At 69.7% G+C, this 21,715-nt stretch carries 22 protein-coding genes; 19 read left to right on the top strand and 3 right to left on the bottom strand.

The annotated features are described in order from the left end of the window. Positions 1 to 45 precede the first annotated feature (45 nt). The gene (rpe, locus tag QZH52_RS16635; RefSeq protein ID WP_286533645.1) at positions 46 to 741 is read left to right on the top strand and encodes a ribulose-phosphate 3-epimerase; all 696 of its coding nucleotides are present in this window, start codon (positions 46 to 48) and stop codon (positions 739 to 741) included. Here rpe and QZH52_RS16630 read toward each other — a convergent pair. Beyond that, the gene (locus QZH52_RS16630) at positions 731 to 994 is read right to left on the bottom strand and encodes a hypothetical protein (protein WP_286533647.1); all 264 of its coding nucleotides are present in this window, start codon (positions 992 to 994) and stop codon (positions 731 to 733) included. The genes rpe and QZH52_RS16630 overlap by 11 nt on opposite strands. Positions 995 to 1,075: 81 nt before the next feature. Between QZH52_RS16630 and QZH52_RS16625 the strand changes: the two genes are divergently transcribed. Further along, entirely contained in the window at positions 1,076 to 2,086 is a 1,011-nt protein-coding gene (locus tag QZH52_RS16625) for a succinylglutamate desuccinylase/aspartoacylase family protein (protein WP_301810971.1), read from the top strand. On the opposite strand, the gene QZH52_RS16620 is transcribed toward QZH52_RS16625, so the two are convergent. Continuing rightward, on the bottom strand, positions 2,064 to 2,666 hold the full coding sequence (locus QZH52_RS16620; protein ID WP_301810970.1) for a phenylacetic acid degradation protein PaaY: 603 nt from the start codon (positions 2,664 to 2,666) through the stop codon (positions 2,064 to 2,066). The genes QZH52_RS16625 and QZH52_RS16620 overlap by 23 nt on opposite strands. A gap of 162 nt (positions 2,667 to 2,828) precedes the next feature. Between QZH52_RS16620 and QZH52_RS16615 the strand changes: the two genes are divergently transcribed. The 17 genes from QZH52_RS16615 to QZH52_RS16535 all read left to right on the top strand — a co-directional run bounded on the left by QZH52_RS16615 (position 2,829) and on the right by QZH52_RS16535 (position 20,960). Next, entirely contained in the window at positions 2,829 to 3,629 is an 801-nt protein-coding gene (locus QZH52_RS16615) for an enoyl-CoA hydratase-related protein (RefSeq protein ID WP_301810969.1), read from the top strand. Between the two features lie 17 nt (positions 3,630 to 3,646). Continuing rightward, entirely contained in the window at positions 3,647 to 4,093 is a 447-nt protein-coding gene (gene paaI, locus QZH52_RS16610) for a hydroxyphenylacetyl-CoA thioesterase PaaI (protein ID WP_286533655.1), read from the top strand. 35 nt (positions 4,094 to 4,128) lie between these two features. Further along, positions 4,129 to 5,448, top strand: a complete 1,320-nt coding sequence (paaK, locus tag QZH52_RS16605; RefSeq protein ID WP_301810967.1) for a phenylacetate--CoA ligase PaaK — start codon at positions 4,129 to 4,131, stop codon at positions 5,446 to 5,448. 24 nt (positions 5,449 to 5,472) lie between these two features. After that, complete coding sequence (gene paaA / locus QZH52_RS16600) at positions 5,473 to 6,486, top strand: 1,2-phenylacetyl-CoA epoxidase subunit PaaA (RefSeq protein ID WP_286520004.1); 1,014 nt, start codon at positions 5,473 to 5,475, stop codon at positions 6,484 to 6,486. A gap of 27 nt (positions 6,487 to 6,513) precedes the next feature. Further along, the gene (gene paaB / locus QZH52_RS16595; RefSeq protein ID WP_286372007.1) at positions 6,514 to 6,819 is read left to right on the top strand and encodes a 1,2-phenylacetyl-CoA epoxidase subunit PaaB; all 306 of its coding nucleotides are present in this window, start codon (positions 6,514 to 6,516) and stop codon (positions 6,817 to 6,819) included. Positions 6,820 to 6,829: 10 nt separating this feature from the next. Continuing rightward, positions 6,830 to 7,603, top strand: coding sequence for a 1,2-phenylacetyl-CoA epoxidase subunit PaaC (gene paaC / locus QZH52_RS16590; protein ID WP_301810964.1), 774 nt, complete (start codon positions 6,830 to 6,832; stop codon positions 7,601 to 7,603). Next, positions 7,600 to 8,118, top strand: a complete 519-nt coding sequence (gene paaD, locus QZH52_RS16585) for a 1,2-phenylacetyl-CoA epoxidase subunit PaaD (RefSeq protein ID WP_301810962.1) — start codon at positions 7,600 to 7,602, stop codon at positions 8,116 to 8,118. The genes paaC and paaD overlap by 4 nt, the downstream gene beginning before the upstream one ends. Positions 8,119 to 8,128: 10 nt before the next feature. Beyond that, on the top strand, positions 8,129 to 9,214 hold the full coding sequence (gene paaE, locus QZH52_RS16580) for a 1,2-phenylacetyl-CoA epoxidase subunit PaaE (protein WP_286520009.1): 1,086 nt from the start codon (positions 8,129 to 8,131) through the stop codon (positions 9,212 to 9,214). A gap of 23 nt (positions 9,215 to 9,237) precedes the next feature. Then, positions 9,238 to 9,861, top strand: coding sequence for a TetR/AcrR family transcriptional regulator (locus tag QZH52_RS16575; protein WP_301810959.1), 624 nt, complete (start codon positions 9,238 to 9,240; stop codon positions 9,859 to 9,861). A 54-nt stretch (positions 9,862 to 9,915) separates the two neighbouring features. Then, positions 9,916 to 11,070: an ABC transporter substrate-binding protein gene (locus QZH52_RS16570; protein WP_301810958.1), complete on the top strand. Its 1,155-nt coding sequence runs from the start codon at positions 9,916 to 9,918 to the stop codon at positions 11,068 to 11,070. Between the two features lie 88 nt (positions 11,071 to 11,158). Then, positions 11,159 to 12,187: a branched-chain amino acid ABC transporter permease gene (locus QZH52_RS16565; RefSeq protein ID WP_286533667.1), complete on the top strand. Its 1,029-nt coding sequence runs from the start codon at positions 11,159 to 11,161 to the stop codon at positions 12,185 to 12,187. Beyond that, complete coding sequence (locus QZH52_RS16560; protein ID WP_301810954.1) at positions 12,184 to 14,013, top strand: branched-chain amino acid ABC transporter ATP-binding protein/permease; 1,830 nt, start codon at positions 12,184 to 12,186, stop codon at positions 14,011 to 14,013. Before QZH52_RS16565 ends, QZH52_RS16560 begins: the two co-directional genes overlap by 4 nt. Beyond that, positions 14,010 to 14,747, top strand: coding sequence for an ABC transporter ATP-binding protein (locus QZH52_RS16555; RefSeq protein ID WP_301810952.1), 738 nt, complete (start codon positions 14,010 to 14,012; stop codon positions 14,745 to 14,747). The genes QZH52_RS16560 and QZH52_RS16555 overlap by 4 nt, the downstream gene beginning before the upstream one ends. Positions 14,748 to 14,852: 105 nt before the next feature. Next, positions 14,853 to 16,898: a phenylacetic acid degradation bifunctional protein PaaZ gene (gene paaZ / locus QZH52_RS16550; RefSeq protein WP_301810950.1), complete on the top strand. Its 2,046-nt coding sequence runs from the start codon at positions 14,853 to 14,855 to the stop codon at positions 16,896 to 16,898. Positions 16,899 to 16,977: 79 nt separating this feature from the next. Next, on the top strand, positions 16,978 to 19,506 hold the full coding sequence (gene ligD, locus QZH52_RS16545) for a DNA ligase D (protein ID WP_301810949.1): 2,529 nt from the start codon (positions 16,978 to 16,980) through the stop codon (positions 19,504 to 19,506). 55 nt (positions 19,507 to 19,561) lie between these two features. Then, positions 19,562 to 19,951, top strand: coding sequence for a hypothetical protein (locus QZH52_RS16540; protein ID WP_301810948.1), 390 nt, complete (start codon positions 19,562 to 19,564; stop codon positions 19,949 to 19,951). A gap of 91 nt (positions 19,952 to 20,042) precedes the next feature. After that, positions 20,043 to 20,960 carry a hypothetical protein gene (locus QZH52_RS16535; protein WP_286533676.1) on the top strand — a complete coding sequence of 306 codons (918 nt, stop codon included), beginning with the start codon at positions 20,043 to 20,045 and terminating at the stop codon, positions 20,958 to 20,960. 6 nt (positions 20,961 to 20,966) lie between these two features. Here the strand turns inward: QZH52_RS16535 and QZH52_RS16530 are convergent, their stop codons facing one another. Next, positions 20,967 to 21,584 (bottom strand): hypothetical protein, encoded by a 618-nt coding sequence (locus tag QZH52_RS16530; RefSeq protein ID WP_301810945.1) that lies wholly within the window; start codon positions 21,582 to 21,584, stop codon positions 20,967 to 20,969. Between the last annotated feature and the right edge of the window lie 131 nt (positions 21,585 to 21,715).

Below are 21,715 nucleotides of genomic sequence, written 5' to 3'. Positions count from 1 at the left end.
CTGTGGCGCTGCAAGCCGCCGCCCCTGCTGCGACAATCCGGACCCATGAGCAGCCCCTTCAGAATCGCCCCATCCATCCTCTCGGCCGACTTCGCCCGCCTTGGCGACGAGGTGCGCGACGTCATCGCCGCTGGCGCCGACTGGATCCATTTCGACGTGATGGACAACCACTATGTGCCGAACCTGACCTTCGGGCCGATGGTCTGCCAGGCGCTCAAGCCGCATGCGAAGACGCCCGACGGCCAGCCGGTGCCGATCGACGTCCACCTGATGATCCAGCCGGTGGACGCCTTGGCCGCGGCCTTCGCGCAGGCCGGCGCCGACTACATCAGCTTCCATCCCGACGCCTCGCCGCACGTGCACCGCAGCATCCAGGCGATCAAGGCGGCGGGCTGCAAGGCCGGTCTGGTGTTCAACCCGGGCCTGGGCCTGGAAGCGCTCGACTGGGTGATCGACGACATCGACCTGATCCTGATCATGAGCGTGAACCCCGGCTTCGGCGGCCAGAGCTTCATCGATTCCGCCCTGCGCAAGATCGAGCACGCGCGCAAGCGCATCGACGCGACCGGTCGCGACATCCGGCTCGAAGTCGATGGCGGCATCAAGGCCGACAACATCGCGCAGGTGGCGAGCGCGGGCGCCGACACTTTCGTGGCGGGCAGCGCGATCTTCAATGCCAAGGACTATGCGGGCGTGGTGCGGGCGATGCGCGATCAACTCGCCACCGCCGTCAAGGCTTGAGCTTGTCGTTGTAGACCCGGTCGGTCACCGGGCCCTTGTCGGTGTCGACCAGGCCGCGCTCGAGGTCCTCGTGCGCCTGGCGGCCGACGCGCGGCGGGGCGCCGTCGGCGCTTTTCTGGCTGTCGGACGACTGGTCGTGCTCGTGCGGCAGGCGCGGCGCCGATTCGCCCTCCTGCTCGACCTGGGTATTGCCTCCTCCCGCATCCTTCGAACCCTGGGCATCGGTCTTCGCGGGATTGTTCTTCGTGGCCATCGCTTGCTCCTGTCTGGTGCCTGCGTTTGTCTCACGGTACCGGGGAGAACGCGGTAGGACCGGCTTTCGCGGGCCTGTAGGATGGACAGCGAAATGACCGCCTCCACCGACCTCCTTCGCATCCATGGCTACGCCAGCCTGCAGCCGGGGCCGCGGCTGATCGTCCTCGGCGGGGTGCACGGCGACGAGACCTGCGGCACCGCCGGCATCGAGCGCGTCGTGTCCGCGCTGGATGACGGTTCGCTCCAGCTTCTGCGCGGCCAGCTGACCCTGGTGCCGGTCGCCAATCCGCTGGCGCGGCGGCTGCTCCGGCGCGAGGGCGAGCGCAACCTCAACCGCCTGTTCCGCCCGACCGCGCCAGGCGCCGAGCCGGCCGACTACGAGGCCCGCATCACCGACCTGCTGTGCCCGCTGCTCGATCGCCACGAGGTGCTGCTCGACCTGCATTCGTTCCAGAGCGAGGGCGAGGCCTTCGCGATGATCGGGCCGCGCGACAACCAGGGCCCGCTCGAGCCGTTCTCGCGCGCCTTCGAGGAAGGGCAGCTGGCGCTGCACCTCGGCACCCCCCGGGTGGTCGAGGGCTGGCTCGACATCTATGCGGCGGGGCTGGCGCAGCGCGGGCAGGCCGCCGACGAGGCCGCGCTGGCCTTCGGCTGGGGCACCAACGAATACATGCGCAGCCGCGGCGGCTACGGCGTGACGCTCGAATGCGGCCAGCACCAGGACCCGGCGGCGCCCGACGTGGCCCGGCGGGCGATCCTGTCGGCCTTGCGCCTGCTGGGCATGATCGAGCCCGATCCGGCGGCGGCGCCCCCGCGGGCGCCTTCGCTGCTGCGGCTGGTCAGCGTGGTGGACCGGCTGCACGCCGAAGACCAGTTCGTGCGCGAGTGGGCCACCTTCGACCCGGTGGCGCGGGGCGAGCCGATCGGCGTGCGCGCGGACGGCAGCATGCTGCACGCCGAACGCGACGGGTTCATCGTGTTCCCGAATGCCGAGGCCTTGCCGGGGACCGAGTGGTTCTATTTCGCGGTCGAGAGCGACCGCGACCTGACGCGGCCCGCGCCAGCCCTCAGCCGCGCCTGGTCGCGATGAGCGGCTTGACGTCCGGCGCCGCCACGCGCGGCCGCTCGGGCTCGACCGCGGTCAGGGCCGCCACTTCCTGCATGCTGGCCAGGCTGCGCAAGGTCAGCGCCTGGTAGGTGCGGGTGCCTTCGAGCTTCCAGGCCACTTCCTGGTCGCTGAGGGCGCGCATCACCTTGGCCGGCATGCCGGCGGCCAGCGAGCGCGGCGGGATCTTGCGGCCGGCCGGCACGAAGGCGCAGGCGGCGACGATCGAGGCCTCGCCGATCTCCGCCTCGTCCATCACCACCGCGTTCATGCCCACCAGCGCATCGCGCCGCACGATGCAGCTGTGCAGCACCGCGCCGTGGCCGATGTGGCCGTTTTCCTCGACCACCGTGTCCTGCGCCGGGAAGCCGTGGACCACGCAGGTGTCCTGCACGTTCGAGCCGCGCTCCAGGACGATGCGGCCGAAATCGCCGCGCAGTACGGCGCAGGGCCCGACATAGCAGTCGGGGCCGACGATCACGTCGCCGATCAGGACCGCGGTGGGGTGCACGTAGGCGCTCGGGTCGATGACCGGCACCACGCCTTCGATGGAATAACAAGGCATCGCGAAATCTCCGTCGTTTGAATTAAGGGTTATCCCTTGGCACTTTTGACTTGCGTCAAGCTCGGACCGATCCTATGATTAACCGACCGGTCGGTCAACGATACTTTTGACGCCGGTCAAGACCCCCAGCCCCACGCCAATAACCCAGACAGGAGGCACAGCTTGTCCGACTCCCTCGTCCTCGCGACCCAGCAGGGTCCGGTCCTGACGCTGACCTTGAACCGGCCCGCCGCCCTCAACAGCTTCACCGAAGGCATGCACCAGGCACTGCGCGCGGGGCTCGACGCCGCTGCCGCCAACCCCGAAGTGCGTTGCGTAGTGCTGACCGGCGCCGGCCGCGGCTTCTGTGCCGGCCAGGACCTGGCCGACCCGATGGTCGCGCCCGCGGCGCCGGGCGAGCCGCCCAAGGACCTCGCGCTGGCGATCAACACGCTCTACAAGCCGCTGGTGCAGCGCCTCAAGTCGATGCCGGTGCCGGTGATCGCCGCGGTCAACGGCGTGGCGGCAGGCGCGGGCGCCAACCTGGCGCTGAACTGCGACTTCGTGCTGGCCGGGCAGTCGGCCAGCTTCATCCAGGCTTTCGCCAAGATCGGGCTGGTGCCCGACACCGGCGGCACTTGGCTGCTGCCGCGCATCGTCGGCCGCGCCCGTGCGCTGGGCCTGGCGATGCTGGGCGACAAGCTGCCCGCGGCCGAGGCCGAGCGCATCGGCCTGATCTGGAAATGCGTCGACGACGCAGCCCTGGCCGACGAATGCGCCAAGCTCGCCCAGCGGCTGGCCGCGATGCCCGCGAAGGCGCTGGCCGCGACCCGCGCCGCGATCGACGGCGCGCAGGCGCTCACGCTCGACCAGGCGCTCGACATGGAAGCCGCGCTGCAGTCGCAGCTCGGCAGCGCCCACGACTACCTCGAGGGCGTGGCCGCCTTCGGCGCCAAGCGCGCCCCCGTCTTCACCGACCGATGAACGCAAGCCCCACAGACATGCCCGACACCTCCGACCGCACCCCCCAGCAGACCGCCGAACGGGTCCGCGAGCGCATGTACGCGAACGATCCCGCCGTGCGCGGCCTGGGCATCGACGTGACCGAGGTCGCGCCGGGCCAGGCCACGGTCACGATGACGGTGCAGGGCCACATGCTCAACGGCCACGCCACCTGCCACGGCGGCTTCCTGGCGGCGCTGGCCGACACCGCCTTTGCCTACGCCTGCAACTCGTACAACGAACTGACGGTGGCTTCGGGCTTCTCGATCGACCTGGTGGCGCCGGCGCGCGAGGGCGACGTGCTCACGGCCCGCAGCTTCGAGCTGTCGAAGGCCGGCCGCACCGGCGTCTACGACAGCGAGATCACCAACCAGCACGGCGAGCGCATCGCGATGTTCCGCGGCCGCTCCTACACCATCAAGGGCAAGCCGGCGGTCGCTGACTGACACGCCGCCGACCGAACCGCCAGAGGAGACACCACATGCCCGTCAAGCAACCCCAGCCCGGCGACCTCGATGCCATCGAGACCGCCAGCCGCGACGAGATCCAGGCGCTGCAGCTCCAGCGCCTGCGCTGGACCCTGCAGCACGCCTACGACAACGTGCCGCACTACCGCCAGGCCTTCGATGCCAAGGGCGTTCATCCGTCCGACCTGAAGCAGCTGAGCGACCTCGCGAAGTTTCCGTTCACGGCCAAGAAGGACCTGCGCGACAACTATCCCTTCGGCATGTTCGCGGTGCCGCGCGAGCAGGTGGCGCGCATCCATGCCTCGTCGGGCACCACCGGCAAGCCGACCGTGGTCGGCTATACGCAGGGCGACATCGACCGCTGGGCCGACCTGGTGGCGCGCTCGATCCGCGCCGCGGGCGGGCGCCGTGGCGACATCATCCACGTGGCCTATGGCTACGGCCTGTTCACCGGCGGCCTCGGGGCCCACTACGGCGCCGAGCGCGCGGGCTGCACCGTGATCCCGATGTCGGGCGGCCAGACCGAGAAGCAGGTGCAGCTGATCCGCGACTTCCGGCCCGACCTGATCATGGTCACGCCGAGCTACATGCAGGTGATCATCGAGGAGTTCGTGCGCCAGGGGCTGGACCCGCGCGAGAGTTCGCTCAAGGTCGGCATCTTCGGCGCCGAGCCCTGGACCGAGGCCATGCGGCGCGAGATCGAAGGCAAGGCCGGCATCGATGCGGTCGACATCTACGGCCTGTCCGAGGTCATGGGCCCGGGTGTCGCCAGCGAATGCATCGAGAGCAAGGACGGCCCGGTGGTCTGGGAAGACCACTTCTACCCCGAGATCGTCGACCCCGAGACCGGCGAAGTGCTGCCCGACGGCTCGGAGGGCGAGCTGGTCTTCACCTCGCTCACCAAGGAGGCGCTGCCGATCATCCGCTACCGCACGCGCGACCTCACGCGCCTGCTGGCGCCGACCTCGCGCAGCTTCCGCCGCATGGGCAAGATCGTCGGCCGCTCCGACGACATGCTGATCATCCGCGGCGTCAACGTGTTCCCGACCCAGATCGAGGAGATCGTGCTGCAGCACGCCAAGCTCTCGGGCCAATACCAGATCAACGTGGCGCGCGAAGGGCTGCTCGATACGGTCGTGGTGCAGTGCGAGCTGCAGCCGCAGGCCGCGGCGGGCACCGATGCCGCCGAGCTGCGCGAGATCACGCAATGGCTGCAGCAGCGCATCAAGACCCTGGTGGGCATCTCGACCACGGTCAACGTGCTCACCCCCGACACCATCGAACGCACGCTGACCGGCAAGGCCCGGCGCGTCGTCGACCAGCGACCGAAATAAGGCCCCGCGCCTGAAAGGATCACGATGTACACCCAAGCGATGGATACGATGGGCAAGGAGCCCGGCGACGCCAAGAAGCCGATCCGCTCCGCCGAAGAGATGCAGCTCGAGCAGCGCTTCGACGCCCGCATCGACGAAGGCGGCTTCATCGAAGCCAAGGACTGGATGCCCGAGCACTACCGCAAGACGCTGGTGCGGCAGATCAGCCAGCACGCGCACTCCGAGATCGTCGGCATGCTGCCCGAAGGCAACTGGATCACGCGCGCGCCGACCCTCAAGCGCAAGGCGATCCTGCTGGCCAAGGTGCAGGACGAGGCCGGCCACGGGCTCTACCTGTACTCGGCCGCCGAGACCCTCGGCACCTCGCGCGACCAGATGGTCGACGCGCTGCACAGCGGCCGCGCCAAGTACAGCTCGATCTTCAACTACCCGACCCTGACCTGGGCCGACATGGGCACCATCGGCTGGCTGGTCGACGGCGCCGCGATCATGAACCAGGTGCCGATCTGCCGCTGCTCCTACGCGCCCTATGCGCGCGCCATGATCCGCATCTGCCGCGAGGAGAGCTTCCACCAGCGCCAGGGCTTCGAGGCGCTGCTGACGATGATGCAGCACGGCACCGAGGCGCAGAAGGCGATGGTGCAGGACGCGGTCGACCGCTGGTGGTGGCCGTCGATCATGATGTTCGGCCCGCCGGACGACCAGTCGCCCAACTCGGCGCAGTCGATGCGCTGGGGCATCAAGCGCTTCACCAACGACGACCTGCGTGCCAAGTTCATCGACGCCGCGGTCGAGCAGGCCAAGGTGCTCGGCGTGACCCTGCCCGACCCCGACCTGAAGTGGAACGAGGAGCGCCAGCACCACGACCATGGCCCGATCGACTGGAGCGAGTTCTGGCGCGTGATCGGCGGCGACGGCCCCTGCAACCGCGAGCGCCTGGGCGCCCGGGTCAAGGCCTGGGAAGACGGTGCCTGGGTGCGCGAGGCCGCGCTCGCCCATGCCGCCAAGCGCGCCGAACCCACCTCACTGGCGGCCTGAGCGCCCCATCTGCAAGGAAAAGACGACATGACGAACCCCACCCCCGCCTCCGCCGCCGAATGGCCCCTCTGGGAGGTCTTCGTGCGCAGCCGCTCGGGCCTCGACCACAAGCATTGCGGCAGCCTGCACGCGGCCGACCCGAAGATGGCGATCCAGATGGCGCGCGACGTCTACACGCGGCGCCAGGAAGGCACCAGCGTGTGGGTGGTGCGCTCCGACCAGATCGTCGCCAGCGACCCGGCCGACAAGGACATGTACTTCGATCCGATGGAAGACAAGGTCTATCGCCATCCGACCTTCTACAAGCTCCCCGGTTCCGTCGACCACATGTGAGCGCCCGACCATGCAAGCCTCCATCGCCATCGAATCCACGCCCGCCGTGCAGTACCTGCTGCGCCTCGGCGACACCTGCCTGATCCTCAGCCAGCGCATCGCCGAATGGTCCGGCCACGCGCCGATCCTCGAAGAGGACATCGCCCTGTCGAACATGGCGCTCGACCTGATCGGCCAGGCCCGCGCCGTGCTGACGCACGCCGGCCGCATCGAGGGCCTCGGCCATGACGAGGACCAGCTGGCCTTCCTGCGCGACGAGAAGGACTACCGAAACCTGACGCTGGTCGAGCTGCCGCGCGGCGACTTCGCCTTCACGGTGCTGCGCAATGCCATGGTCGCGACGCTGATGAAGCTGCTGTGGGAGCGCCTGCGCGACTCTTCCGATGCCGAGCTCGCCGGCATCGCCGGCAAGGCGGTCAAGGAGGCGCGCTACCACCAGCAGCATGCGGCCGACTGGGTGGTGCGCCTGGGCGACGGCACCGAGGAATCGCGCCGGCGCATCGAAGCGGCGCTGGCCGACCTGTGGCGCTACACGCCCGAGATGTTCGAGTCCGACGCGGTCGACGAGGCCGCGGCCGCCGCCGGCCTGGGGCCGCGCTGGTCCGAGCTGGAGGCGCCCTGGCGTGCGGAGATGCGCACGATCCTCGGCGAAGCCGCGCTGGTCGAGCCCAAGGAAGCAGCCTTCCGCAGCACCGGCAAGAAGGGCGTCCACACCGAGCACATGGGCTACATCCTGGCCGAGATGCAGCACCTGCAGCGCTCGTTCCCAGGAGGCGTGTGGTGACTGCGCCCGCCGCGGCCGTCACGCGCTGCGCCCAGGCCTGGGACGTGCTCGGCACCGTGCTCGACCCCGAGGTGCCGGCGCTGTCGGTGCGCGACCTCGGCATCGTGCGCGACGTGATCGAGCATGACGACCGGCTCGAAGTCGTGCTGACGCCGACCTACTCGGGCTGCCCCGCCACCGAGGTGATCGAGCACGACGTGCTGGCCGCCATCGACCAGGCCGGCCTTGGCCCGGCCTATGTCACCTTGCAGCGCGCACCGGCCTGGACCACCGACTGGATCAGCGCCGACGGCCGCCGCAAGCTGTCCGAGTACGGCATCGCGCCGCCCGGACCGGCCTCGGCCGACGGCACGGTGCCGATCCGCTTCTTCGGCCGCCGGGTCGATGCGGTGGCCTGCCCGCGCTGCGGCAGCAGCAACACCGAGCGGCTGTCGGCCTTCGGCTCCACCGCCTGCAAGGCGATGTACCGCTGCGTGAGCTGCCGCGAACCTTTCGAACATTTCAAACCGATCTGACGGGCCTCCCATGAGCGTCATCTTTCATCCGCTTCGCGTGCGCGCCGTCGAGCCCGACACCGACGAAGCCGTCATCGTCTCCTTCGACGTGCCGACCGACCTGCGCGAGGCCTTCGGCTTCACCCAGGGCCAGTACCTCACCTTGCGCAAGGACATCGAGGGCCAGGACCTGCGCCGGTCCTACTCGATCTGCGCCGGCGTCGACGACGGCGAACTGCGCGTCGGCGTGCGCAAGGTCAAGGGCGGCACCTTCTCGAACTGGATCAACGAGAAGCTGCAGCCCGGCGACACCATCAGCGTGATGGCGCCGCAGGGCCGCTTCTTCGTGCCGATCGAGCCGCAGTCGAAGCGCCAGCACGTGGGGATCGTCGGCGGCAGCGGCATCACGCCGATCCTGTCGATCATGAAGACGGTGCTGGCGCGCGAGCCGCAGTCGCGCTTCACCCTCATCTACGGCAACCGCAAGCTGCAGTCCACGATGTTCAAGGAAGAACTCGAGGACCTGAAAAACCGCTACATGTCGCGCCTGGTGCTGCACCACGTGTTCTCGGGCGAGCCGACCGACGCGCCGCTCAACATGGGGCGCATGGACCGCGCCAAGCTCGGCGAATTCCTGTCGAGCGTGGTGCCGGCGGGCAGCATCGACCATGCCTACATCTGCGGCCCGTTCCAGATGAACGACGAAGCCGAGGCCGCGCTGCTCGCGGCCGGCGTGCCCGAGGAGCGCATCCACATCGAGCGCTTCGGGGTTGCCGCGCCCGAAGGCGCACCGGTCGGCGCCGTGATCCACGAGGCGAAACCGGGCGACGCCGAAGTGGCGAAGATCGTCATCGTGCGCGACGGCCTGCAGCGCGAGATCGAATTCCGCAAGGACCAGCCGAGCATCCTCGACTGCGCTTCGGCGGCCGGCATGGAAGTGCCTTTCTCGTGCACCTCGGGCGTCTGCGGCACCTGCCGCGCCAAGGTGATCGAGGGCAAGGTCCGGATGGAGCGAAACTTCGCCCTCGACAAGAATGAAGTGGCGGCCGGCTTCGTGCTGACCTGCCAGGCCCACCCGCTGACCGAGCGCGTGGTCCTCTCTTTCGACGAACGCTGAAACCAACACCCCCGAAGGAAGCCATGGCCCGAGGACGAGCTGCCGGATACGACGACCAACGCGACATGATCCTGGAGCATGCCGCGCTGCTGTTCGCCAACCGCGGCTATTCGGCGACCTCGATGAACCAGGTGGCGGAGGCCTGCGGCTTCTCGAAGGCGCTGCTCTATCACTACTACCGCGACAAATACAGCCTGCTCGTGAGCATCGCCGAGAACCACGTCTCGCGCCTCGAGGACCTGGTGAGCGACGTCGAGCGGCAGGGCCTGGCGCCGGCCGCGCGGCTGCGCGAACTGATCCGCCGCTTCGTCGAGGAATACGCCGGCGCCAAGCACGCGCATCGGGTGCTGACCGAGGACGTCAAGTTCCTCGAGGAAGACGACCGCGAGCGCGTGCTCGGCACGCAGCGCACCGTGGTGGCGGGATTCGCGCGCGTGGTCGCCGAACTGCGGCCCGACCTGGAGCAGGCCGCGCTGGCCAAGCCGCTGACCATGCTGCTGTTCGGCATGATCAACTGGATGTTCATCTGGATGCGCCCCGACGGCGAGCTCGACTACGACGCGATGGCGCCGGTGGTGGCCGACCTTTTTCTCGGCGGCCTGCCCGCCGTGCAAACGCCTGTTCGCGTGACGGCCATCGACGACTGACGCCCACGCTTCCCGCTTATCCTCAACCCCCTCGAAAAACCGGAGACAACCCGAATGAAACTACTCAAACCGATCGCCCTCGCCGCGATGCTGCTGGCCTCGGCGCTGGCCCAGGCCGACATCAACGTCGGCGTCACCGTGTCGGCCACCGGCCCGGCCGCCTCGCTCGGCATCCCCGAGAAGAACACGATCGCGCTGATGCCCAAGACCATCGGCGGCCAGAAGATCAACTACATCGTGCTCGACGACGCCAGCGACACCACCGCCGCGGTCAACAACACGCGCAAGCTGATCTCCGAGAACAAGGTCGACATCATCCTGGGCTCGACCACCACGCCGAACTCGCTGGCGATGATCGACGTCGCGGCCGAGAGCCAGACGCCGGTGATCTCGATGGCCGCCTCGGCCCGCATCATCGAGCCGATGGATGCCAAGAAGCGCTGGGTCTTCAAGACGCCGCAGAACGACATCATGATGTCGCTCGCGATCGCCGAGCACATGGCCGCCAGCGGCGTGAAGACGGTCGGCTTCGTCGGCTTCTCCGACGCCTACGGCGAAGGCTGGTACCAGGAATTCGCCAAGGCCGCCGAGCTCAAGAAGCTGCAGATCGTCGCCAACGAGCGCTATTCGCGCACCGACACCTCGGTCACCGGCCAGACGCTCAAGCTGATGTCGGCCAAGCCCGATGCGGTGCTGGTCGCGGGCTCCGGCACGCCGGCCGCGCTGCCGCAGAAGAGCCTCAAGGAACGCGGCTACGCCGGCAAGATCTACCAGACCCACGGCGTGGCCAATGCCGACTTCCTGCGTGTCGGCGGCAAGGACGTCGAAGGCACGCTGCTGCCGGCCGGCCCGGTGCTGGTGGCCGAGCAGCTGCCCGCGAGCAACCCTGTGAAGAAGTCGGCGCTGGCCTACGTCGCCGCCTACGAAGCCGCCAACGGCAAGGGCACGGTCTCGACCTTCGGTGCCCACGCCTGGGACACCGGCCTGCTGATGGCCGCCGCGGTGCCGGTGGCGCTCAAGAAGGCGCAGCCGGGCACGCCCGAGTTCCGCGCGGCGCTGCGCGATGCGCTCGAGCAGGTCAAGGAGCTGCCCGGTGCGCACGGCGTGTTCAACATGACGCCGAACGATCACCTGGGTCTGGATCAGCGCGCACGCGTGATGGTGAAGATCGAGAACGGCGCCTGGAAGTACATCCCTCCGGCGAACTGAGCGCAGCCGCTTGAAAGGAGGCGCCGCGCGGCGCCTCCTGCCTCCCTCCGATGAATGAAGGCCGCCGCACGGCCGATCCGGAATCAATATGGACTTGCAGATTGCCCTGTTGCTCGGGCAGGACGGCATCGTCAACGGCGCGGTCTACGGACTGATGGCCTTGGCCCTGGTGCTGGTGTTTTCAGTCACGCGGGTGATCTTCATCCCGCAGGGCGAACTGGTCGCGTTCGGCGCGCTGTCGATGGCGGCGCTGACCGCCGGGCGCGTGCCGGCCACGCTGTGGCTGCTGGTCGCGCTGGCCGCGATGACGCTGGTGGTCGAGGCCTGGCGCTGGAAGCGCGGGGCGACGGTCGACTGGAAGTCGACGCTGGTCTGGACGGTTCTGTTTCCCGTGCTCGCGGCCGGCCTGGTGCTGGGCCTGCGCCCCTCGTCGCTGGCGCTGCAGGCGGTGACCACGCTGTTCCTCATCACGCCGCTGGGGCCGCTGCTCTACCGGCTGGCCTACCGTCCGCTGGCCCACGCGACGGTGCTGATCCTGCTGATCGTCTCGGTGGCGCTGCATGGCGTGCTGGTCGGCCTCGGCCTGCTGTTCTTCGGCGCCGAGGGTTCGCGCACCCCGGCCTTCTCGGAAGCGCGCTTCGACATCGGCGGCGTGCCGATCAGCGGCCAGTCGCTGGTGGTGGTCGGCGTCGCCTTCGTGCTGGTGGTGCTGATGTTCCTGTTCTTCGAACGTTCGATTGTCGGCAAGGCGCTGCGCGCCACCGCGATGAACCGGGTCGGTGCGCGGCTGATGGGCATTCCGACCGACCTCTCGGGCGACCTGAGCTTCGCGCTCTCGGCGCTGATCGGCGCGGTCTCGGGCCTGCTGATCGCGCCGCTGACCACGGTCTACTACGACACCGGCTTTCTGATCGGCCTCAAGGGCTTCGTGGCCGCCATCGTCGGTGGCCTCGGCAGCTACCCGATCGCGCTGCTGGGCGCGTTGCTGGTCGGGCAGCTCGAAGCCTTCTCCTCTTTCTGGGCCAGCGCCTTCAAGGAAGTGCTGGTGTTCACCTTGATCATCCCTGTGCTCTGGTGGCGATCGCTGCGCAGCCGTCATGTGGAGGACGAGGAATGACCCGTCGCCACCTCACCCTCCTCTGCATCGCCGCGCTGGCGCTCAGCTGGCCCTGGCTGCCCGAGTTCACGGTCACGCTGTTCAGCTACATCGCGCTCTATTCGCTGGTCGCGGCCGGACTCGTGATGCTCACCGGCGTCGGCGGCATGACCTCCTTCGGCCAGGCGGCCTTCGTCGCCGTGGGGGCCTATGCCACCGCCTGGGTCTGCACCTCGCCGACCGCCGCCGCCGCGCTCGGCGGCGTCGTGCCTGCGCCACTGCTGCCATGGGTCGGCCTGCTGTTCGGCCTGCTGCTGACCTTCCTGGTCGCCTGGGGGCTCGGCGCGATCACGCTCAAGCTCTCGGGCCACTACCTGCCGCTGTGCACCATCGCCTGGGGCCTGAGCCTCTACTTCCTGTTCGGCAACCTCGAGTTCCTCGGCGGCCAGACCGGCATCACGGGCGTCCCGGCACTGACGGTCTTCGGCGTCTCGCTGGCGTCGCCGCGGGCGCTCGGGCCGCTGATCTGGGCGGTGCTGCTGCTGGCGCTGTGGGCGCTGCACAACCTGCTCGACTCGCGCGAGGGCCGCGCCGTGCGGGCGCTCAAGTCGGGCCGCGTGATGGCCGAATCGATGGGTGTCGACACGGCGCGCTACCGGGTCAAGGTGTTCGTGCTCGCTGCGCTGCTGGCGGCCCTGTCGGGCTGGCTCTACGCGCACCTGCAACGCTTCGTGAACCCGACGCCGTTCAACATCAACATCGGCATCGAATACCTGTTCATGGCGGTGGTCGGCGGCTCGGGCCACCTGTGGGGCGCGGTGTTGGGCGCGACCTTGATCACGCTGGTCAAGGAGCAGCTGCAGGACCTGTTGCCGAAGCTGCTGGGCGCCAGCGGCAACTTCGAGGTGATCGTCTTCGGCCTCTTGATGCTGTTCGTGCTGCAGCGCTTCGCCGAGGGGCTCTGGCCGACGCTGGCGCGCGTGAGCGGCCGCTTCCTGAAGCCGCAGCCGGTGAAGCCCGCCAAGGCGATCGCGGCGCTGGACGCCCGCACGCTGCCGGCCGCCGGCGAACTGCTGCTCGAGGCCGACCGCGTGACCAAGCGCTTCGGCGGCCTGGTCGCCAACAACGCGGTCGCCATGACGCTCAAGGCCGGCGAGGTGCATGCGCTGATCGGCCCCAACGGCGCCGGCAAGAGCACCTTCTTCAACATGATCTCGGGCGTCGACGACCCGACCGAAGGCGAAGTGCGCCTGCTCGGCGCGGCCATGACCGGCAAGCCCTCGCGCGACTTCGCGGCGCGCGGTCTGGGCCGGACCTTCCAGCACGTGCGGCTGCTCGGCAACCGCAGCGTGCTCGAGAACGTCGCGCTCGGCGCCCACCGGCGCGGACATCGCGGCTGGATCGCATCGATGCTGCGCCTCGACCGGGCCGAAGAGGCCGCGCTGCTGGCCGAAGCCCGCCGCCAGATCGAACGCTGCGGACTCGGCGCCCATGCCGACGCGCCGGCCGCCTCGCTGGCGCTGGGCCAGCAGCGGGTGGTCGAGATCGCGCGCGCGCTCGCCGGCCAGCCGGCCGCGCTGCTGCTCGACGAGCCGGCCGCCGGCCTGCGCCACCTCGAGAAGCAGGCGCTGGCCGAACTGCTGTCGCAACTGCGCGCGGAAGGCCTCGGCATCCTGGTGGTCGAGCACGACATGGAGTTCGTCATGAACCTGGCCGACCGCATCACGGTGCTCGAGTTCGGCGCCGTCATCGCCGAGGGCACGCCGGCCCAGGTGCAATCCAATCCCCGTGTGCTGGACGCCTATCTGGGCGGCAGCGACGAAGAACCGATGGCGGTGACTGCATGACAGCGCTTTTTGAACTCCGGGACTTCAGCGTCGCATACGGCGCGGTGGAGGCGGTGCACCAGGTCGCGCTGCAGGTGAACGAAGGCGAGATCGTCACCGTCATCGGCCCCAACGGCGCCGGCAAGACCACGCTGCTGTGCGCCGCGATGGGCCTGCTGCCGTCCAGCGGCAGCCTGAGCTTGGCGGGCGAACGCATCGCGCGGCCGAGCGTCGAGGCGATGGTCGCGCGCGGTGTGGCGCTGGTGCCCGAGCGGCGTGAGCTGTTCGGCGAGATGCCGGTCGAGGACAACCTGCTGCTCGGCGGCTTCTACCGCTGGCGCACCGGCAAGCGCGACCAGAAGGAGCGCATGGATGAGGTCTTCGCGATCTTCCCGCGCCTCAAGGAACGACGCGCCCAGCTCGCCAGCACGCTGTCGGGCGGCGAGCGCCAGATGCTCGCCATCGGCCGGGCGCTGATGGCGCGGCCGCGCCTGCTGATGCTCGATGAGCCCTCGCTGGGCCTGGCGCCGCTGATCGTGCGCGAGGTGCTGCACGTGGTGTCGTCGCTGCGCGCGCACGGCGTGTCGGTGCTGCTGGTCGAGCAGAACGCGCGCGCCGCGCTGCAGGTCGCCGACCGCGGCTATGTGCTGGAGACCGGCGCCGTCGCGTTGACCGGACCGGCGCAGGACCTGCTCCACGACCGGCGAATCATCGACACCTACCTCGGCCTCGGCAACAAGACCGCTGTGATATGACCCCCACGCTCTCTCACTTCGTGTAGTCGCTGCCCCCCGAGGGGGCCGCAGGCCGCCTTGGGGCGGCCCGGCGCCGGCCTCGTCTCTTCCTTCCTGGAGAACTCTATGACTCAAATCCTTCAAAGCTTCATCGGCGGCCGCTGGCTCGGCGCGCAGGCAGCGCAAGCGCTGCGCAGCGCGGTCAACGGCCGGCCGGTCGCCAGCACGCATGCCGAGGCCATCGACTTCGGCGAGGCGCTCCAGCATGCCCGCACGGTCGGCCTCGCCAACCTGCTGGCCATGGACTTCCAGCAGCGGGCCCAGCGCCTGCGCGCGCTCGCCAAGTACCTGGCCGAGCACAAGGAAGAGCTCTACGCGGTCTCGGCCCACACCGGTGCCACCCGCGCCGACAGCTGGGTCGACATCGAGGGCGGCGCCGGCACGCTGGCCGCCTATGCCGGCATCGGCGGCAACGAGCTGCCCTCGGGCAACCTGGTGCACGAAGGCCCGGCGATGCCCCTGGGCAAGAAGGGCGGTTTCGCGGGCACCCACATCCTGGTGCCGCGGCGCGGCGTGGCGGTCCACATCAACGCCTTCAACTTCCCGGTCTGGGGCCTGCTCGAGAAGTGGGCGCCGAGCTTCCTGGCGGGCATGCCCTGCATCGGCAAGCCGGCCACTTCGACCAGTTACCTCACCGAAGCGCTGGTGCGCCTGATGCACCGCTCGGGCCTGTTGCCCGAAGGCAGCCTGCAGCTGGTGATCGGCAGCACCGGCGACCTGCTCGACCGGCTCGACGGCATGGACGTCGTGACCTTCACCGGCTCGGCCGACACCGCGGCCAAGCTGCGCGTGCACCCCAACATCGTGCGCCAGTCGATCCCGTTCAATGCCGAGGCCGACTCGCTCAACTGCGCGATCCTGGCACCGGACGTGACGCCCGACGACGAGGAGTTCGACCTCTTCGTCAAGGAAGTGGCGCGCGAGATGACGGTCAAGTCGGGCCAGAAGTGCACCGCGATCCGCCGTGCCATCGTGCCGCGCCAGCACATCGACGCGGTGGCCGAGAAGCTGCGCGCGCGGCTGGCCAAGACCGTGGTCGGCGACCCGGCGCGCGAGGACGTGCGCATGGGCGCCCTGGCCTCGCATGCGCAGCAGGCCGACGTCGCCGAGCGCGTGCGCCTGCTGATGCAGGGCGCCGAACTGGTCTACGGCGAGCGCGACGGCTTCGCGCCGCAGGGCGAGGGCGTGGCCGAAGGCGCGTTCTTCTCGCCGACCCTGCTGCTGGCCCGCGACCCGATGGGCAACGATGCGGTGCACGACATCGAGGCCTTCGGTCCGGTCAGCACGCTGATGGCCTACGACGGCCTCGACGAAGCACTGGCGCTGGCCGCGCGCGGCCGCGGCAGCCTGGTCGGCACCTTGGTCACCAAGGACCCGGCGACCGCGGCCAAGGCGATTCCGATCGCCGCCGCCCACCATGGCCGCATGCTGGTGCTCGACCGCGAGGCCGCGGCCGAATCGACCGGCCATGGCTCGCCGCTGCCCTTCCTGAAGCACGGCGGCCCGGGCCGCGCCGGCGGCGGCGAGGAGCTCGGCGGCCTGCGCGCCGTCAAGCACTACCTGCAGCGCGCGGCGCTGCAGGGCTCGCCGAGCATGATCGCCGCCGTGACCGGCGAATACCTGCGCGGCGCGAAGCTCAACGAATCCGAACTGCATCCGTTCCGCAAGCACTTCGAGGACCTGGCCATCGGCGACTCGCTGCTGACCCACCGCCGCACCGTCGGCGAGGCCGACATCGTGGCCTTCGGCGGCATCTCGGGCGACTACTTCTACATGCACTTCGACGAGATCGCGGCCAAGGAAAGCCCGTTCGGCAAGCGCATCGCGCATGGCTACTTCGTGCTGTCGGCGGCGGCCGGGCTGTTCGTCTCGCCGGCGCCCGGCCCGGTGCTGGCGAACTACGGCCTCGACACGCTGCGCTTCGTCAAGCCGGTGGGCATCGGCGACACCATCCGCGCGCGCCTCACCTGCAAGCGCAAGATCGATCGGCAGAAGAAGGACGCCAACGGCGTCGGCCAAGGCGTCGTCGCCTGGGATGTCGAGGTGACCAACCAGGATGGCGACCTGGTCGCGAGCTACGACATCCTGACGCTGGTGGCCAAGCGGGGCTGAGGCCCGGGCTCCGACTCGGGGCGCGTTCCTACAGGCGGGTTCTCCAGTGCACACTAACGTGCCAGACTGGAGAACCCCCATGCCTGCAGCCACTCGAGCGAGCGACGCCCTGGCGCCCTACCACGGCAAGCGCGATTTCAAGAAGACGCCCGAACCTCGCACCGGCGGCAAGTCGGCGCGGGGCATGCTCTCCTTCGTCGTTCAGAAGCACCATGCAAGCCATCTGCACTACGACTTCCGCCTCGAACTCGACGGCACGCTGAAGAGCTGGGCGGTGCCCAAAGGGCCTTGCCTCGATCCGACGGTCAAGCGCATGGCGGTGCAGGTCGAGGACCACCCGCTCTCCTACGCGAGCTTCGAAGGCACGATCCCGCCCAAGCAGTACGGCGCCGGCAGCGTGATCGTCTGGGACCGCGGCCAGTGGGCGGCCGAGGGCGATGCGCGCGCGGCGCTGGCCGAAGGCAAGCTCAAGTTCGAACTGCGCGGCGACAAGCTGCGCGGCCACTGGACCCTGGTGCGGATGCGCGGCGAGGGCGAGAAGCAGGTGCCCTGGCTGCTCATCAAGGAGCGCGATGGCGAGGCGCGCCCGCTGGCCGACTACGACGTCGTCGAGGCCGAGCCCGACAGCGTGCTGAGCGGCCGCGGCGTGGACGACCCGGTGCGGCGCGAGGCGCCGGCCGCGAAGAAGGGCGTCGCAAAGAAGAGCGCCGCGAAGAGCGAGGGCCGCAAGGCGGCCCTGCCCGAAGCGCTGGCCCCGCAACTCGCGACTCTCGCCTCGGCGCCACCCGCCACGCCCGGCGACTGGCTCTACGAGCTCAAGTTCGATGGCTATCGGCTGCTGGCCCGCATCGACGGCGACAAGGTCCGGTGCTTCACGCGCAACGGCCACGACTGGACCTCGAAGCTGCCCACGCTCGCCAAGTCGCTGGCCAGGCTGAAGACGACTTCGGCCTGGCTCGACGGCGAGATCGTGGTCGCCGGCGAGCATGGCGCTCCCGACTTCCAGGCGCTGCAGAACGCCTTCGACAGCGGCGCCACGTCGGACATCGTCTACTGGCTGTTCGACGCCCCCTTCCTCGACGGCGTCGACCTGCGCGCGGTGCCGCTCGAAGAGCGCCGCGCCCGGCTGGCGCGACTGCTCGGCAGCCGGCCGCCGGCGCAGCTGCGTCTCAGCGAGGTCTTCGACGCCGCGCCGCGCGACCTGCTCGCCTCGTCGGCGCAGCTGGGCTTCGAAGGCATCGTCGGCAAGCGCAAGGGATCGATCTATGTCTCGCGCCGCTCGCCCGACTGGATCAAGCTCAAGAACCAGCGCCGCCAGGAGTTCGTGATCGGCGGCTACACGGCGCCCAAGGGATCGCGTTCGGGCTTCGGCGCGCTGCTGCTCGGCGTGCGCGACGATGCCGGCACGCTGGTCTACTGCGGCAACGTCGGCACCGGCTTCGACGAGAGCCGGCTGGCAGACATCAAGGCGCGGCTCGACCGCCAGGCCAGCGACACCTGCCCGTTCGGCGAGAAGCCCGCCGGGGTCAAGGCGCAGTGGGTGAAGCCGGTGCTGGTGTGCGAGGTGTCCTTCGGCGAGTGGACCCGCGAGGGCCGGATCCGCCACCCGGTGTTCCAGGGGCTGCGCAGCGACAAGCCGGCGGCGCAGATCCGGCGCGAGCGCGCCGAGCCGCCCGAGGCCGCCCCCGCGCGCGCCGACGGCCACGAAAGAGGAGCGATGAAGTCCATGGCGATGCGCATCACCCACGCCGAGCGCGTGATCGACACCGAGAGCGGCACCACCAAGGGCGAGCTGGTGGCGTTCTACGAGCAGGTGGCCGAACTCATGCTGCCGCACCTGAAGGGGCGGCCGGTGTCGCTGGTGCGGGCGCCCGAGGGGATCGGCGGCGAGCTGTTCTTCCAGAAACATGCGCAGCACAGCGAGCTGCCGGGCGTGAAGTTGCTCGACCCGTCGCTCGACCGCGATCACGATCCGCTGCTGCAGATCGACACCGCGCGCGGGCTGCTGTCGGCGGCGCAGATGAACGTGATCGAGTTCCATACCTGGAACGCGACGTCGAAGGCGATCGACACGCCCGACCGCATGACCTTCGACCTCGATCCGGGTGAGGGCGTTCCGTGGGCACGCATGCAGGAGGCGGCGATGCTGGTGCAGACGCTGCTGGCCGAGCTCGGCCTGCCGGCCTTTCTCAAGACCAGCGGCGGCAAGGGCCTGCACGTGCTGGTGCCGATCAAGCGGCAGCACGGCTGGGATGCGGTCAAGGGCTTCTCGCAAGCCGTCGTGCAGCACCTGGCGACCACCATCCCGGAGCGCTTCGTCGCCAAGAGCGGGCCGCGCAATCGCGTCGGCAAGATCTTCGTCGACTACCTGCGCAACGGTTTCGGCGCGACCACCGCCAGCGCCTGGTCGGCGCGCTCGCGTCCGGGGCTCGGCGCGTCGGTGCCGCTGGCATGGGACGAACTGCCCGATCTGCGCAGCGCATCGCAATGGACGGTGCGCAACATCGCCGAACGGCTGGCGGTTGGCAATGGTCCCTGGGACGGCATGGAGAAGAGCCGCAAGGCGCTGGGGCCGGCGATGAAGAAGCTGGGCTACGTGCCGGCCTGATGCGAGCTCTTCGTCCGCCTTGCGCAATCGGCGCGGGGATGCAATATTGCGCGGCATGAACAAGGTGATCCCGACCCTGCTCCTGGCCATGGCCGGGCTCCTGACCGCGGGGCCCGCCTCGGCCCAGTGGCACAACAGCCCGCAGTTCGACCGCGACCTCAGGGCGTGCGACCGGCGGGGCGTGAACTTCGAGCGCTGCATGTGGGAGCGCGGCTGGCAGCGGGGCCATGGCCAGCGCTGGGATCACAACCAGAACTGGCACCGGCCGCCGCACCAGCAGAACTGGCACCGGCCGCCACCGAATCACTGGAACCAGCCGCCGCCGCCGCGGCGCAACCAACCCCGGCTGAGCGACATGCAGCAGCGTGCCCTCGACAACTGCCGCCTGCTGCAGCCGTCCGAGCAGCCCCGCTGCCGCGCCACCGTGATGTCGACGGTGCGCTGACGGCCCTTGATTTCGCGGGCTGCCCGCGCGCTGCCTCGAGGCCATCGATGCGGCATACTGCCAGGCCCCCAACTCGCCACAAGCCTACTGAATGGACAAGGAAGTCGACCCCCAGGTACTCGCTGTCATCGATGAGAAGCGACTGTCAGGACCACGGCTCACCCCGGTCGAGATCGTCGCCAAGATGGGCGTGTTCGATGCCCGCGACAAGCCCTACGAGTACGCCTGGATGGCGACCGGCGACAACGTCATCGCCACCATCTGGGCCGAATATGTCAGCGTCGGCGCCGGTGGACGCTGGTTCTACCTCGAGTCGCTGGACACCCAGCACCGCGCGAGCGGCGGCGCACGCACGGCCAACCAGGTCCAGCGCGCCAAGGACCGGCTGGCCTTGCTCAAGCGAACCCTCGACGCCGGCCAGGGCTTCAGGGCGGTCGTGCAGACCAACCGGGTCCCGATCGCCGAACTCGAGACCAACAAGAGCGCCAAGGTGTCGACCCGGGTGCGCGACGACGACGAATGGCACGTCGCCTCCTGGGAACCCGACCAGCTGCTGGCGGTGCTGGTCCGCGGCCCGCGCGGCTGGCTGCCCACCGAGGCCGAAGTGCAGGCCGCCAAGGCGCGTGGCGGTGTTCCGGCTCCGGCCGAGGCGGCCCCTGCGGCGGCGCAGGCCGCTTCGCCGGAGCAGCTCCAGGCCGCCGCGCTCGACTACGTGAAGCGTCACTTCGGCGGCTACGGCTACAAGGCCGAGGACGTCAGCGCCCAGCAGATCGGCTTCGACCTCGAGGTGTCGAACGCCAAGGGCGTGACCTTGCTGAAGGTCGCGGTGAAAGGCACCGCCTCGGGCCTGCCGGGTTTCAAGCTCACCGGCGAAGAGCGCACGGCCTCGGCGCGCGATCCCCTCTGGCGCCTGCTGGTGGTCACGGACGCCGGCGGCCCGGCGGCGCAGCACAAGATCTACAAGCCTTCCGAGATGAGCCAGGCACCCGGCTTCGACCCGCTGGGCTGAGGCCCCTCAGCGGTTCTCGCGCAGCTGCTCCGCCTGCTGCGCGAGCCGCGCGGCCTCGATGATCTGCGCGATCGACAGCACGCCCGTGGGCTCGATGTCGCCGGTGAGGAGGCTCTCGAGCGCTGCCTGCCCCGCCGGCCCGGCCAGCCACGCGAATGCGGACGTGATCGATCCGCCGCCGAACCTGGCTTGCAACGCCTTCGACGCCGCCCGACCGACCTGGGCGAAGGCCTGCTGGTCCGGTGCGGCCGAGGCGGCACGCACGATCATGCAGAACGCATCGAGCTTCTCGGCTTCGGTGCGCAGGCGTCGGGCCTTGGCCTCGCTGTGGGCGGCGGGCCCCAGCAGCGCCGCCTCGAAGGCATCGCCGAAGAGCCGGATGTCGCGTCCTTCGACCGCGTCGGAATCCGCTCGCGCCAGCACGGCCACGGTGCGGCCGCGCGCCGCGGACGCGCGCTCGGCCGCCGCCTGCGCGGCAGGCGCCTCGGTCGCGGGCCACGCCAGCAGGGGGGATCGCGCACTGCCCTGCAGGGCCCATCGGCCCGCGGCATTCAGCACGCGCGGAGGGCCGCCCGGCGACGCAGGGTCCGCAAGGCTGAGGAACAGTGGCTGTGGGGGCGGCATCTTGGCGGTGATTTCGAACGACGCGCCGATTGTCGCCCCAGGCTGCCGCGTCGCCGCGAAGCCTTCGGCTTGCAGGATTCTGGAGGATGTTTGCACGATGGTCCGGCAGACGCGCCCGGGCCGAGACAAGC

The sequence above is a fragment of the Variovorax ginsengisoli genome, from assembly GCF_030486595.1.
In the GTDB taxonomy this organism is placed as follows: Bacteria; Pseudomonadota; Gammaproteobacteria; order Burkholderiales; family Burkholderiaceae_C; genus Variovorax; species Variovorax ginsengisoli_B.
Note: the sequence above shows the minus strand (reverse complement) of the source record. Positions and strands in the feature narration are given on the sequence as shown.